Source organism: Halalkalibaculum sp. DA3122, assembly GCF_043951865.1.
GTDB lineage: Bacteria > Bacteroidota > Rhodothermia > Balneolales > Balneolaceae > JAMQKA01.
In genome coordinates this window covers 16141-30976 of record NZ_JBINJF010000020.1, presented here as the reverse complement: position 1 = coordinate 30976, position 14836 = coordinate 16141, and the positions used below count along the sequence as shown (strand labels likewise).

Annotated in this window: 11 protein-coding genes; 9 read left to right on the top strand and 2 right to left on the bottom strand. The window is 51.8% G+C overall.

Annotated elements, in window-relative coordinates:
* Nucleotides 1-10: 10 nt before the first annotated feature.
* Nucleotides 11-1855 (top strand): response regulator, encoded by a 1845-nt coding sequence (locus tag ACG2F4_RS13240; RefSeq protein ID WP_395261356.1) that lies wholly within the window; start codon nucleotides 11-13, stop codon nucleotides 1853-1855.
* A 394-nt stretch (nucleotides 1856-2249) separates the two neighbouring features.
* Here ACG2F4_RS13240 and ACG2F4_RS13235 read toward each other — a convergent pair whose 3' ends face one another.
* Nucleotides 2250-2462: a cold-shock protein gene (locus tag ACG2F4_RS13235; protein ID WP_310686388.1), complete on the bottom strand. Its 213-nt coding sequence runs from the start codon at nucleotides 2460-2462 to the stop codon at nucleotides 2250-2252.
* A gap of 210 nt (nucleotides 2463-2672) precedes the next feature.
* On the opposite strand from ACG2F4_RS13235, the gene ACG2F4_RS13230 reads away from it, so the two are divergent.
* A complete protein-coding gene (locus ACG2F4_RS13230; protein WP_395261355.1) occupies nucleotides 2673-3176 on the top strand; it encodes a cupin domain-containing protein in 504 nt (167 codons plus the stop codon).
* 244 nt (nucleotides 3177-3420) lie between these two features.
* On the opposite strand, the gene ACG2F4_RS13225 is transcribed toward ACG2F4_RS13230, so the two are convergent.
* Nucleotides 3421-4650 carry an MFS transporter gene (locus ACG2F4_RS13225; RefSeq protein ID WP_395261354.1) on the bottom strand — a complete coding sequence of 410 codons (1230 nt, stop codon included), beginning with the start codon at nucleotides 4648-4650 and terminating at the stop codon, nucleotides 3421-3423.
* A gap of 420 nt (nucleotides 4651-5070) precedes the next feature.
* Between ACG2F4_RS13225 and ACG2F4_RS13220 the strand changes: the two genes are divergently transcribed.
* From ACG2F4_RS13220 to ACG2F4_RS13190, 7 genes are all read left to right on the top strand, one after another.
* Complete coding sequence (locus ACG2F4_RS13220) at nucleotides 5071-5769, top strand: class I SAM-dependent methyltransferase (protein WP_395261353.1); 699 nt, start codon at nucleotides 5071-5073, stop codon at nucleotides 5767-5769.
* A gap of 241 nt (nucleotides 5770-6010) precedes the next feature.
* Nucleotides 6011-7210 (top strand): ATP-binding protein, encoded by a 1200-nt coding sequence (locus ACG2F4_RS13215; RefSeq protein WP_395261352.1) that lies wholly within the window; start codon nucleotides 6011-6013, stop codon nucleotides 7208-7210.
* 2 nt (nucleotides 7211-7212) lie between these two features.
* A complete protein-coding gene (locus ACG2F4_RS13210; protein ID WP_395261351.1) occupies nucleotides 7213-7650 on the top strand; it encodes a response regulator in 438 nt (145 codons plus the stop codon).
* 39 nt (nucleotides 7651-7689) lie between these two features.
* Nucleotides 7690-11775 carry a PAS domain-containing protein gene (locus ACG2F4_RS13205; RefSeq protein WP_395261350.1) on the top strand — a complete coding sequence of 1362 codons (4086 nt, stop codon included), beginning with the start codon at nucleotides 7690-7692 and terminating at the stop codon, nucleotides 11773-11775.
* Between the two features lie 102 nt (nucleotides 11776-11877).
* The gene (locus ACG2F4_RS13200) at nucleotides 11878-12177 is read left to right on the top strand and encodes an antibiotic biosynthesis monooxygenase family protein (RefSeq protein WP_395261349.1); all 300 of its coding nucleotides are present in this window, start codon (nucleotides 11878-11880) and stop codon (nucleotides 12175-12177) included.
* Nucleotides 12178-12188: 11 nt separating this feature from the next.
* Complete coding sequence (locus ACG2F4_RS13195) at nucleotides 12189-13244, top strand: cobalamin-dependent protein (RefSeq protein WP_395261348.1); 1056 nt, start codon at nucleotides 12189-12191, stop codon at nucleotides 13242-13244.
* 1 nt (nucleotide 13245) lies between these two features.
* The gene (locus ACG2F4_RS13190) at nucleotides 13246-14457 is read left to right on the top strand and encodes an ATP-binding protein (RefSeq protein WP_395261347.1); all 1212 of its coding nucleotides are present in this window, start codon (nucleotides 13246-13248) and stop codon (nucleotides 14455-14457) included.
* The last annotated feature ends 379 nt before the right edge of the window (nucleotides 14458-14836 follow it).

The following is a 14836-nucleotide window of genomic DNA, read 5'->3' as shown; positions in this document are numbered from 1 at the left end:
CGAACAGGCGATGGGTACTCTATCTGCAATTAAGAAATATGCGCTGGGGCTCGACCTCAGGGAAAACCGGCGGGATGTCATCAGCAAAAGCAGTTTGATCGTCTTGAACTCGGTTTCCTTTTTTTTGGCCGGGGTCAGTATCGTGTTTTTGATCGCCTTCCACCTCAACCGGTCGGTATCCCTCTCCTGGTTTTTTCTATGCGAGGCGGTCGCGTTTACGCTTATCCCGATTCTGGCCAGGCAGGGATATGAAAACAGCTCTAAGCTGCTGCTGATTATTTATGTGGACGTGGCGATAGTCATCCTGAGCTCGGTGTTTGGCACCAACATGCTTATCCAAACCTTTTTTATTCCCGCCAGCGGTCTCTCCATCCTGCTTTTTGACAAGGATAAAAATGTGCTGCGCAATGCCGGTATCGGTTTTTCCATACTTTCCTATTTTGTGCTGGACTACATCATTTTTGACCAGATCTACTTTACATCCGAGGGATACTGGCTCATTAAATGGAGCGTGCTTTCGGCAGCTTTCATCTCCACTTGGATGATCTTTAATTCATTTTCCGAATCGAAAGAGCGGGCCGAGGAGCAGACCCGGCAGCTGCTGGAAGAGCAGAAAGAGCTCAATGCCGAGCTCAACAAAAAGAAAAAGGAGCTGGAGGAGAACCTGGCCGAGCTGGAAAAGGCAAAAGCCAGTGTGGAGGAGGGATCGAAAGCGAAATCGGAGTTTCTCTCCACGATGAGCCATGAAATACGAACGCCGATGAACGCGATTATCGGAATGACAAACCTGCTGGCCAAGGACAATCCCCGGGAAGATCAACTTGAGCAGATCGAAATTCTGGACTTCTCTGCCAAGACGCTTTTGGCACTGATTGATGACATCCTGGATTTTTCCAAAATCGAATCCGGGAAAATTGAACTTGAGCATGCCGAATTTGATCTTCGGCGGCTGGTGCACGAGGTCATCGAAAGCTTCAAGTTTACCGCCGGAAAGAAAGATATTGTGTTAAAAGCGGACGTTGATGAGGATATCCCCGACCTGATATGCGGTGATTCGGCCCGGATGACACAAATCCTAAACAACCTGACAAGCAATGCGGTCAAGTTCACCGAGCAGGGAGCGGTTGAGATCCGGGTGAAATGCAGGGAGCAATATGAAGACCGGGTTCGCGTACAATTGCAGGTCTCTGACACCGGCGTGGGCATCGCACGCGAGAAGCAGGCCGACATTTTTGAGAGTTTTACCCAGGAGCGAACCGATACCACGCGGGTTTTCGGGGGAACCGGCCTGGGTCTTTCGATTACCCAGAAGCTGGTAGAGCTGCAGGGAGGCACCATAGATATCGAGAGCAGAAAGGGGGAAGGAAGCACCTTTTACGTTGACCTGGAGTTCGAGATCGCCGATGAAAAGGAGGGAGAGACGAATGGACTGACTTCAACATCCCAGCGCGTCAACAGTCTTGAGGGGGTCAAAGCCCTGGTGGTGGAGGATAACCCGATTAATCAGAAAGTGATGAAGCGGTTCCTAGATCGCTGGGAGATGGAAATTTCTGTGGCCGGGGATGGAGAGGAGTGTCTGAGGGAGATCAAAAATAACAATTATCACATTGTGTTAATGGATCTGCAGATGCCCAACATGGATGGATATGAGGCAACGCGGCAGATCCGGATGCTGGATGAGGTGCACAAACGTTCGGTGCCGATAATTGCATTGACGGCTGCGGCACTCAAGGAGGTAAAGGAGAAGGTATTTGCCGCCGGCATGAACGATTTTATAACGAAACCGTTCAACCCGAACGAATTGAAAAGCAAGTTGGAGCAGCACGTTCTGAACGAGGATGGAAATTACCTGTAAGAAGGCTTTGAAAAACCAAGAGCTTTGGTCAAGATCAAAAATGACGATATTGGGCCAAAACAGCGGTTTTGCAAAGCTCTCTGTAAGTAAAGACTTTCCCCAGAGAAAAATTTGAAGTAGGGCCTGCTCGTATCTCCCTCGTACAAGATACGGGCAGACAATAACCTGGCATCGGTTGGGGAATCGCTGGCTGTGGTGACGCCAAAACGAAGCGCAATGCCGCCCGCTACAGGGGGCATAAACGTGAAAACGCTTGCCTGCAGGCGGCGTTCGCATAACCCCAATCCCACGTACGATATTCTTTCACCGCTCTGGCAGCGTTGCGTACGCCATGTCTCCAAAAAAATAAAAAGCACCATGAGGGCCATGGTGCTCAAAAATATTACTATTGATTCTAATCGAGGAGAATCACCTCCTGAGCCTGTAGCCCCTTGTCACCTTCAGCTACAGTAAACTCGACTTGCTGACCTTCCTCAAGCTTTTTATATCCCTCCATATTGATTTCACTGTAATGTACGAAGATATCTTCTCCTTCTTCTCGGGAAATAAATCCGTATCCTTTACTGTTGTGAAACCACTTGACGGTTCCAACTTCTCTATCTGCCATAATAAATACTCCAAATTTAACTTCTTTACTACTGTTCAAACGTCTTCTTTGGGAGTAAATATGGTAAAATTCCCCCAACAGACGTCTTAGTATAAAATATTTTTTGGGGATTCCCTACTTTTTATGAATCAGAGCGTTAATTTTTTGGGAATGCAGTACCGGAGATGCTATGTTATTCGCTGAAATAGTTATTGAAACATGAATTTCCCGATGAAAGAATGCCGCCCCTACTTTTTTGATGATGACGGAACTATACCCAATAATCCGAGTCTGCCGCTGCTGGTGTATCCCGGCGTCTTGGAGTCTGCGGAAGGGGATCCCGGGGCCGTAAAGAGGCTGCTTGGCCGGCACAAGTGGAAGGGCGCCTGGGTCAACGGCATCTATTCATATCCCCACTATCACAGTACGGCGCACGAGGTTCTGGTGGTAACCGGGGGATCGGCTGAGGTGCAGTTTGGCGGGACGCAGGGAGAACAGATGCAGCTTGGGGCGGGAGACGCCGTGGTGATTCCCGCCGGAGTTGGTCATTGCAGGATCAGCAGTTCTCCGGGTTTCCAGGTCGTGGGAGCCTATCCCGAGGGGCAGTCGTGGGACCTGTGTACCGGCAGGTCCGGGGAGCGGTCCCGCATTCTGAAAAATATACGATCGGTCCCCTTGCCGGAACGGGATCCCCTTTCGGGCGAACGGGAACCGTTGCTGAGATATTGGGAATAGCCTGTTCCCTTTTTGGACTTCCCAATCAGCTTCCCCTGTTCATTTTTGTACATTAAAAATAAACGCCCCGTTTAGCCCGGATTTCTCGCCAAGAAATCCGGGTTAGCCTAGCAAGTTCCTGGTAGATCGTGAGTTAGCATCTGTCTGAGGATGCCGTGGTTCCCGTGCGAAATGTAGGGCAGCCCGATCCACAGCTTTGATGCGACATCGCATTTGCCCCGGGATAAGAGAATGCCAGGTTTTACTACCTGTTAAGCCGGCTGAAAAAGAGGCGGACCCGTGACGAAAAGGCGCACATCGCCAGGAGCGTCCCCACCAGCGTGGTTACCACTGCCCAGAAAAGGATCGTAGTCATGGGAGTGCCGTTGTCGATAAGCCAGCCCATCATGAAGGGACTCAGTGCAGAACTGAAGACCATGAGGGCGGAAAACATGCTGCGTACGGTGCCCACCGTTTTCGTTCCGTAGAGCTCTGCCCACAAGGCCGATTTTATGGCACCGCCCATCCCCATGGTAGCACCGAGCAGCGCCATATAGACAAAGGCCGACCACGAACCGGGATGGTAGAATGCAAATACAAATCCGGCGGCCATCGGCAGCATGTAATAGGGAAAGATGGTACGGGCCTTGAACAGGTCGATTAACGGCCCCACTCCAAGTGACGATAAAATACGGGCGACCGCAAACATCACGAAGGCGGAAGCGATGAGGGTAGCGGTCCACCCCAGGGATTCGGCCACCGATACCTGGTAGAGGAAAAAGCCGGTAGCCCAGAACGGGGGCAGCAGTACAGCGGGAAAGAGAAAATAGAAGCGATAGTCGCTGAGGATCCGCATGTAGGAGTAGTCGGCGTCGGAGTTTTGAGAGACAGTCTGGTTGTCTTCCTCGAGTTCGCCCTCCTCCTTGCGAAGGATGATATGGATAAACGGGATCATGATGCACGCGATAATCAGCAGAATTGTAGCCCAGGTCATCCGCCAGTGGAACACCGTGAGCAGGGCGGTAACCCCCAGCGGCAGAATCGCTTCCCCGATGGGATAGCCAAGGTTGGAGATACTGAGCGCCTTGCCGCGCTGATGGTCATAAAATTTGGCCATTGCGGTTTGGGCTGTATGGCTGCTCAATCCCTGTCCGGCCAGGCGCAGCAGCAGTAACCCCACAAACAACAGTCCCACGTGCCACGAGATCGCCACCATAAATGAGGCGATTACCAACCCGACCGCCACGCAGGTGCTGTATAGGCGGAGTGGAATATGATCAATCCACTTGCCGAGCCAGGGAAGTACGGCAGCGCTGGTAAGGGTGGCGGCCGAATAGAGCGAGCCAAATCCGGCATTGGAAAGCTGAAACTCCTGCAGGAAATAGGGAACAAACAGGGAGATCAAAAAGGTTTGTCCAAAACTGGAAAAAAAGGTGAATGAGAGTCCAAATGACAGCAGCCGCCGTTCTTTGAGGACAAATGTGAGGTAACTCATTATGTTGTGTAAAACGGGATTGTGTATATATTTAACGATCTTTCAACAAGCCGCAAAGATACGGTTAAATGCGTTAAACATAAAGGAATCCACCACTACTTAATATTGTCTTAATATCCGGAATGTCGATTTCAAAAAACGGTACACCTTGATATGTTAACCTGTTATTCAGGTCTGGAGATGGTTTTAATAAGTCGGTTTTAGAATATTTGATTGATCAGGTCAGCAAAGCCGGAGCGAATTCGAAACCACAGTTAACATTCCATAAGTGAGTATTTAGCATCCGCAGAAATACCGGAATTGATCAAAAGAACGGTTTTGCAAAGGCTTCAATTTGCCTTCCAGCCATCTCTTAAACCGAGCTGATTGCAGTTTAATTTGCTATCTTCAGAGTATCCGAGATATACATTAAATTCTTGCATGCAGAACTCAAAACAGCCTGACACCATCCATTCCCCAGCAAAACCCGATACCTGTATCCTTTGCCACGGCTCCAACGTGCGACTTTTCTACCAGGATGTTACCGAGCAGTACCGCTCCGATTACTATCAGTGCGATACCTGCCGCCTTATCTTTGCCCCTGAACGCCACCGGCCGACTCCACAGGAGGAGCTCGAACGCTACGACCAGCATAACAATGATCCCGAAGATGAGCGGTACCGCGCGTTTCTCGGCCGGTTGTTCAATCCGCTGATCAGGCTGCTCGGGAAAAACAGCAAAGGACTGGATTTTGGCTCGGGACCGGGACCAACCCTGAACATCATGTTTGAGGAGCAGGGACATACAATGCGCATCTACGATCCCTTTTATGCCGATGATCCCTCCGTGTTTGGCGAGACCTATGATTTTATTACCTCAACCGAGGTGGCTGAACACCTGCATACCCCCCGGCATGAGTTCGACCGGCTGTGGAACTGCCTTCGCCCCGGCGGATACCTGGGAATTATGACCAAGCTGGCCGAAGATGACAACGAGCACTTCGCCGACTGGCATTACCGGCTGGATAATACCCACGTCACCTTTTACACGAAGCAGACGTTCCGCTGGCTGGCCCGGCAGTGGAACGCCACACTCGACTTTTACGAGAACAATGTGATGATTTTCCAAAAAAGTTCGTAAAATTCGGGCTGGACTATTGTTTCCAATACATGGAAATCACCTGTTGACCACCTCCCGGGGCTGTTATATACTGATAACAAAGAGACGGGCGAAAAAAACGCGACCGAAATTGAGACCTATCGGGAAAACGCACCCCGGAGATACTGCATAGAACAGGGTGCGGGACGACTCTAAAACAGGATTGAGAACATCGCGGGCCGCACAGGTCCCTGGAAAACCGACATACAGACGACAGGCTTTTATGATGCTTGATTTGGCAGAGTATAAATCAATATTTGAAATATTACCAGTCCCCTCGCTCGTTCTCGCTCCCTCGGGAGGTGACGCCCGGGTTGCGGCCGCAAATGAAGCGTACCTTGATGTAACACGTCTGGACAGGTCGCAGGTGCTCAACAAGGATCTCCTGGCGGACCTGGTTCCGCTCCTGGCAGTCAAAAGTGAATCCCTGAAATCCCTGTTAGCAGTATCCATTGCACAGGTAAAGAAGAGGGCTGAAGCTCATCATACCGATATTGAACTTTGTCGGATCGCCGACTCCTCAGGCTCCCGAGAGTGTTTTTGGCAGTTCACGCACACTCCTGTCATGAATGAAGCAGGCGAAATAAGATATCTGATCCATACGCTTGAGGACATGACCGACCAGTTTACCGAAAGGGAAAAACAGGAGAGGAAGACCCGGAAAGTGCGGACAAGAAGTGAACTGCAGGGAGAGAATGAAGACCTGGAAATGCGCATTGCCCGGAAAATGGCGCAATATGAGGCCGCCAGTGAAGAACTTAACGACTTTATCTACTCGGTCTCGCACGACCTGCGGGCCCCGCTTCGCCGCATTGACGGATTCAGCCAGGAGCTGGTCAATGAATACCTTGACCAGCTGGATGAGACGGGCGCCCACTACCTGAAAAGGGTCCGGCAGGGCGCGCAGGATATGGGCAACCTAATTGATGACCTGCTGAAACTTTCCCGTATCTCGCGGCGCGAACCTGAGTTTGAAGAGGTTGATATTTCCAGGCTTGCAAAAACAGTATTCGATGATTTAATTGAATTGAAACGGGATAACGGGATAGATCTGCAGGTCGAAAAGGATTTACGGGTTGAGGCGGACCGCGGACTGGTAAAAGCGATGCTCACGAATCTGCTTTCGAATGCGATCAAGTTCAGCTCCGGGGAGGAACAGCCGGTGATACAAATCGGGACAACCATCCGTGATACAAAGAAGTTATTTTTTATTAAAGACAACGGCGTTGGTTTTGATCCCCGCTACTCTGACAAGCTGTTCAATGCGTTTGACCGCCTCCACAGCCAGAAAGAGTTCGAAGGCTCGGGCATCGGGCTGGCAACGGTAAAACGTATTATAAATTTGCACGGCGGCGAGATCTGGGCTGACAGCACGCCCGGCGAGGGAGCCACCTTCTATTTTAATTTCAGAACAGAAACATAGTTATGGCAGGAGACGAAAACTATATTTTGCTGGTTGAAGACAATCCCGATGACGTGGAGCTGACAATGCTCGCGTTCAGGAAGAATAACTTTGCCAATGATATAGCCGTGGTGGAGGACGGCCAGGAGGCGATCGATTTTCTGCTGGGTGACGGTCCGGGCGGGGTGGCAGAGCGGGGCTACCCGGAGCTGATTCTGCTTGACCTGAAGCTCCCGAAGCTGAATGGGCACGAAGTGCTGAAGCGGGTAAAGGCAGAACCGGCCACCAGGCGCATTCCTGTCGTCATCCTGACCTCCTCGCAGGAGGAAGAGGACATTATCAGGGGCTACGACCTGGGCGCCAACAGCTATGTGCGCAAGCCGGTGGACTACCAGGATTTTGTGGAAGTGGTGAACAACATGGGAATTTATTGGCTGGCGATAAATAAAAGCTCTTTCTGAAAAGGGCGCGCTATTAATAGCAAGGATTGAGGAAGCGGTATGGGAAAAGTCTACCAGGTATTACTGATTGAAGATGATGAACGTGATGCAGAGCTGATCGAGATAGAGCTGAAAAAGCTCAAAATCGAAATTGAGCTTGAGATCGTCCACCAAAGGAAGCAGCTGGAAGACCGGCTTGAAAACAGCCCGCCCGACCTGATTGTCAGTGATTACAACCTCCCCTCCTTTAACGCGATCCAGGCCCTGAAACTCGTAAGAGAGAAAGATCCGCACCTGCCCTTTATCCTGGTTTCAGGATACATCGGGGAGGAGAAAGCGGTCGATGCGATGCTGGAGGGCGCCTCCGACTACGCCATGAAAAGCAACCTGGGGAGGCTGGGACCCGCAATTCTGAGGGAGATCACCAACTACGAAGAGCAAAAGCAGACCACCAAGATGCTTAGCGAGGCGCGTGATCGGTACCAGGCACTCATTCAGTCGGTGGAAGGCATCGTATGGGAGGCAGATGCCGAGACATTTGAATTTGAATATGTCAGCCCAAAATCACAAAAATTGCTGGGCTACAGCCCGGAAGAATGGCTGAGCAAACCGAATTTTTGGCAAAACCATATCTATCCCCAAGATCGGAGTCGCGCACTCAACTTTTGTCATCAAAAAACACGGGAGGGAGAAAACCACGCCTTTGAATACCGTATGATGTCGGCGAATGACGAGGTGGTGTGGCTTCGGGATTATGTTACCGTAATTACCAAAAATGGCCGCCCGGATCGCCTTCGGGGCCTTATGGTGGATATCACCAAGGAAAAGAAAGCCGAGAAGCAGCGCGACAAAGCCTACCAGATTGCCGAGATCGGCCACTGGGAGCTGGACTTGATCCATGACAAGCTACACTGGTCGGATACCGTTAAAAAGCTCCATGAAGTAGAGCTGGAATATGAGCCGGATCTTGATTCAGCCATCAGCTTTTATAAAGAAGGCAAAAATCGCCAAAAAATAAGGGAAGCCGTCGAGCATGCCATTGAAGACGGCGAACCGTTTGATGTAGAATTGAAAATCATCACGGCCGAAAATAACGAGCGGTGGGTGCGCGCCGTGGGTGAGACGGAATTTCGCCATGGGAAATGTGTTCGCATTTTTGGAAGTACCCAGAACATCACCAAACGCAAGGAGGCCGAACAAAAACTGCGCGATGTGGTGGAACACAGCACCAACCTGTTTTACCGGCACGATACCGACCACAAACTAACTTATGTAAGCCCCCAGGCAGAGCAGTTTCTGGGCTGTACGCCCGAAGAGGCCCGGCAGCAGTGGACCGAATTTGTGACGGATCACCCCGTCAACGAAGAAGGGTTCCGGCATACCCAGAAAGCGATAGAAACCGGCCGCGCCCAGCCCTCCTTCCCTCTGCAGCTGCAGAAAGCAAACGGTGAAAAAATGTGGGTACGGGTCAACGAGGCGCCGATCACCGAAAACGGGCAGACCGTGGCTGTCGTTGGTTCGCTGACCGACATTACCGAGCAGAAACAGCTCGAAAGGCTGTTGGAGCAAGCCCATAAGATGGCACGGATCGGGGCCTGGGAGCTGGATCTGAAGACCGAAGAAATTTTTTGGACGTCTATGACGAGGGAAATTCATGAAATTGATGATCCCAATTTTGCGCCCGACCTGGAAACCGGTATTACCTTTTATAAAAAAGGTGAAAGTCGGGAGACGATTCGCCGGGTGGTGCAACGAGCCATTACAGAGGGCATCCCCTGGGATGAAGAGCTTCAGATTGTGACTGCAAAAGGTAATGAGCGCTGGGTACGGACCAAGGGGGAGCCGTATATTGTCGATGGGGAATGCGTCAGGCTGTACGGCAGCTTCCAGGATATCCACGACCGCAAAGAGGCCGAGCAGAAGCTGCAGCACGTGGCTGATAATATCCCGGGAGCTATTTTCCAGTACCGCCTGTATCCCGACGGGACGGATGAGCTGATGTACCTGAGCAAGGGCGCAAAGGAACTCTGGGGGATTTCACCTGAAATGGGAATGCAGCACAACGAGCTTATCTGGGACCAGCTCCCGGAAGCGGATTACCAGCAGGTTAAACAATCTATCGCCGATTCTGCCGAAGCCATGGCCCACTGGAACGCCCAGTGGAGGAGCCGGCACCCGGAAAAAGGAATCCGCTGGCATGAGGGCAACGGTATTCCCCGCAAGCTGCCGGACGGAAGCATCGTGTGGGACTCCATCATCCTGGATATCACCGAACAGAAACAGGCGGAGCAACAGATTACCAAGATCAACAATAAATTAAAGTTAGCCCAGGAGATCGCCAGCCTGGGGTACTGGGAACTGGACCTTGAGACCGGCAATGTCTATTGGTCGGAGCAATCGTATAAAATTTGGGAATTCGACCCGAAAGAAGTGCAACTGACTACAGATCTTGTTTTTGACCGGATGCATCCCGACGATCGGGAATATTTCAGGGAGCAGCATGAGAAAACTCTGGAGACCGGCCAGCCGCTGGACCTGGAGCATCGCATCTTGCTACCGGATGGTACTGTAAAATGGATACATGTGCTGGGAGAACTTAAAACATCAGCACAGGGACGGCCAATAGCAATGGAGGGAACAGCCCAGGATATAACGAAAGAGAAAGAAGCCCAAATACAGCTTGAGAAAGCATACCAGGAAAACGAGACCATTCTGGAAAGCATCGGGGATGCCTTTTTTGCTGTAGATGAGAACTGGATTGTCACCTACTGGAACAAGGAAGCTGAGCAGGTCCTGGATAAACCCAAAGAGGAGATCATCGGTAAAAACCTGTGGGAGGAATATGATGATGCCGTTGACCTCGACTTCTATACCCAATATCACAAGGCTGTTAATGAAAATGTATCTGTTAGTTTTGAAGAGTACTATCCCGGCGTTGAGAAATGGTTTGAAGTCAGTGCCTATCCTTCTAAAACGGGTCTTTCGGTATATTTCAGGGATATCACCGACAAGAAAAAAAGAGTAGAAAAAATACGCCAGGTCAACGAGCGGTTCGATAAAGTAACCGAGGCCACCAACGATGCCATCTGGGATTTTAACGTAACCGAAGACGAGCTGTTTTGGGGCAAGGGTTTTGAAACCCTGTTTGGGTACGACCTGGATGAGACCAATCCCACCCTGGACTTCCTGGTCAGCCTGATCCACCCCGAAGACCGCGGTGAGGTTGTACAGAAGATTGAAGAATATATGCAACCCGGTACAAAAACCGATTGGTACCAGGAGTATCGGTTCAAAAAGGATGATGGCAGTTATGCCCCGGTCATGGACCGCGCCATATTCATCCGGGACAACCGTGGAGAGGTCACACGCGTGGTGGGCGCCATGACCGACCTGACCCGCCATAAGAAGAACGAGGAAGCCCTCAGGCAGCTCAACCGGGAGCTGGAAAAGCACGCCGAAGAGCTGGCCGCCTCCAACGCCGAGCTGGAACAATTCGCCTATGTGGCCTCCCACGACCTGCAGGAGCCGCTCCGCATGGTCTCAAGCTTCCTGAAACGGCTGGAGAAAAAGTACGGTGACCAGCTTGACGAGAAAGCCCGCCAATATATCGATTTTGCGGTGGACGGGGCCGGGCGTATGCGGCAGATTATCCTGGACCTGTTGAACTATTCAAGAGTGGGACAACATGAGTTTGAACGACAGAATCTTTGCCTGGAGGAGTTGCTCAATGAGATCCTGAAGCTGGAGCACCGGGCGATTGAAGAGAGCGGTGCAACCGTCGAATGGGATCCGCTCCCCGAGATTCGGGCCGCCGAAACCCCGGTCCAGCAGGTATTCCAGAACCTGATCAGGAACGCCATAAAGTATCGAAGGGCGGGCTGCGAGCCGGAAATTCATATCTGCGGGGAAGAGACCGGCACGCACTGGAAATTTTCAGTTTCCGACAACGGCATCGGCATCCGGGAGGAGTTCCAGGAGAATATTTTCAACATTTTCCAGCGGCTGCATACACAGGAGGAGTACTCCGGCACCGGCATCGGGCTGGCAGTGAGCAAAAAAATTGTGGAAAAGCACGGCGGGGAGATCTGGGTGGAGTCGGAGCCCGGCGAAGGCAGCACCTTCTGTTTTACGATCGCGAAAGAATGATAATGGCAGAAACAACCCTCCAGGGGTTTGGAACCCTTGGAGGGTTATGACTATTATGTTGTTGTGCCAACAAGTATTCTGGATTAAAATCATCTTTTTGAAATGGCTTTTACCACGATCAGCAAGTTCGAAGTGCGAAACAATATGGAGGACGAGGTGCGGGAGGCCTTCCGCAACCGGCCGCACCTGGTAGATGATGCCGAGGGGTTTAAAGGCCTGAACGTGCTGAATCCCCGGGAAAATCCGGCGGAATTCTGGCTGATCACGCACTGGGAGACGGAACAGGATTTCCATCACTGGCACAGGCACCACCGAAGCGAGGCCCACAAGGGGATCCCAAAAGGATTAAAGCTGGTGAAACGCAGCTTTGAGCTCCGCTTTTTTGATCACATTACCTCTTAAGGCATGTCCCCATGAAAAAATACAGCGATCTTATAGCGCAGCTGGAAGAGCAAAAGCACCCGCTGGCCGAGCGTATCACCGCACTGCAGTTTAAAAACAACCCGATGCTGGAAGAGCGTTATGGACAGGAGGGCCGAGACCGGTGCCGCGAGGATGCAATATATCACCTTGAATACCTGGTTGAGGCGCTGCGGGTGCAGAGTCCCGGGATTTTCAACCATTACCTGGAGTGGGCCCACCACATGCTCAGTGCCCGCAACATTCCGCTGAGCGATCTGGCGGAAAATGTCAGGTACATCAAACAGGCCGTCCGTGAAAAGCTGCCGGAGGAAGATCTGTCGCCGGCGGTTGATTACCTGGATTCGGGGATCAACCACCTTAAAGATATTAACCCTCACAATGAAACCCATCTGAAGCCCGACAATCCGCTGGTTGAAGAAGCCCGGGAGTACCTCAACCTCTTGCTGAATTCCAAACGGCAGCGGGCCGCCGAACTGGTGGACGAGCTCGTGGATCGGGGCGTATCGGTTTCGGATATCTATGAGCACATATTCCAGGCTACGCAGTACGAGGTGGGCGTGCTCTGGCAGCGCAACGAAATTACCGTGGCCCACGAGCACTACTGCACCGCGGCCACGCAGCTGATTATGTCGCGCCTGTACCCGTTGATTTTTTCCGGTCAAAAGAAGGGCTCGCGCCTGGTGGCCTGCTCGGTCGCCAGCGAGTTGCACGAGATCGGCATCCGCATGGTGTCCGACTTTTTCGAGATGGACGGCTGGGACACCTACTACATGGGCAGCAACATGCCGGACCGCCACCTGATGCAGTCGATCCGCGAGCACGAGGCCGATCTGCTGGCGATATCGGTAACGCTGCCACTGCATATCGGCAAGGTGGAGCAGCTGGTGGACGACATCAGGAGCCGAAGCGAATTTGATCACCTCAAGATCATGGCCGGGGGGTATCCCTTTACCGTGGTTCCGGACCTGTGGGAGCGGATCGGGACTGATGCCACCGCCCGAACTGCCCGCCAGGCCGTTTCAAAAGCAAATAAGCTGGTGAACTGATATGAATATCGACACCCATGAGATCAAAAACGGGCTCTGCCTGGTCTGCAGCCGGGAGGGACAGATTCTGCGGGTGCCGTTCGACGACCTGGAGATGGTGCCGAAGGACCGCCTGCCTGCGCAGTTTTCCGATATCATCGACCGGGAAAGTATCGGCAAGGCGGCCAACTTCTGGGAGGAAATCCTCGACAACGAGTTCGTCTTTGACTACCAGCTGTATGTGAGACAGGATGAGGAGCCGGTGCCGCTGCATTTTTCAGCAGCCACGTTTAACGGGCAAGTCTGGATTATCGCCGCGGCCAACGACGAGATGCTGGAGAAGATGCTGGATGAAATGATGCTGATCAACAACGAGCAGCAGAACAGGATTCGCCGAACAGAGAAAAAGCTGAGCAAGCTGGAGCAGTACCGCCCCGACCCCTCGCTCGACACCTACGATGAAATATCAAAGGTGAATAACGAACTGATCAACGTCCAGCGGCAGCTGATGAAGCAGAACAGGGAGATTTCAAACCTGAATGAACAGCTCAACCGCAGCAACCGGGAGCTGGAACATTTTGCCTATGCGGTATCCCACGACCTGAAAGAGCCGCTCCGAATGATCCGCTCATTCATGCGGCTGCTGGAAAAAAAGTACGGCGACGAACTCGACGAAAAGGCCCGGGAATATATTCACTACGCGGTGGACGGGGCCGAAAGGATGAACGCGATGATCAGCAGCCTGCTGGAGTACTCCCGGGTCGGGCGGAAAAACAGGGAGGCTGAGGAGGTGGATCTCAATAAGGTGGTGGATAAAGTCACCAGGCTGAACCGCTCGGTGATTGAGGAGCACGGCGGCGCGGTGAAGTGCGCAGACCTGCCGGTAGTTGTTGGGCAGGAGGTGCCGCTGCAGCAGCTCTTCAACAACCTGGTTTCCAACGCGCTCAAGTATCGAAAAGCGGGAACAGCCCCGGTTGTTGAGATCAGGTTTAAGGAGAAGCCGAAGGAGTGGATTTTCACGGTTTCCGATAGCGGCCGGGGAATCGCCCCCGAGTATCACGAGACCATTTTTGACCTCTTTCAGCGTGTTGAAAGTGCAGCAGAAGAGGAGACCGGAACCGGCATGGGGCTGGCGATCTGCAAGAAGATCGTGGAGCACCATGGCGGAGAGATCTGGGTGGAGTCGGAACCCGGCGAAGGAAGCACCTTCTATTTTACCATCGCTAAAGAATGATAATGCCAATACCAACCCTCCAGGGGTTTGAAACCCCTGGAGGGTTAAGCCAGATGTGTGGATATATATTTAACTATTAGAATCAGTGGGCTGCAGCGTGATTTGTTTCTACGATCATGACAATATGAAGCATACGGAAGATGTATTACAGTTTGTGATCGAGTGTTGTTACCACAAAAATTCGTTACGTAGCGAAACCAGGTAATGGGGAACACTACATCCCCCAAACCCCCTTCGAAGGGGGAAATTCGTGCAGGTATTTTAGTTCGCGTTCAAATTTGAAGATGGCAGCCTATAAATAAATTATGAGCATTATGTTCCAACAAGCAAGAACATTCCCCCTTCCCAAAAGGGGCTAGGGGGATTTGCCAGAAATTGG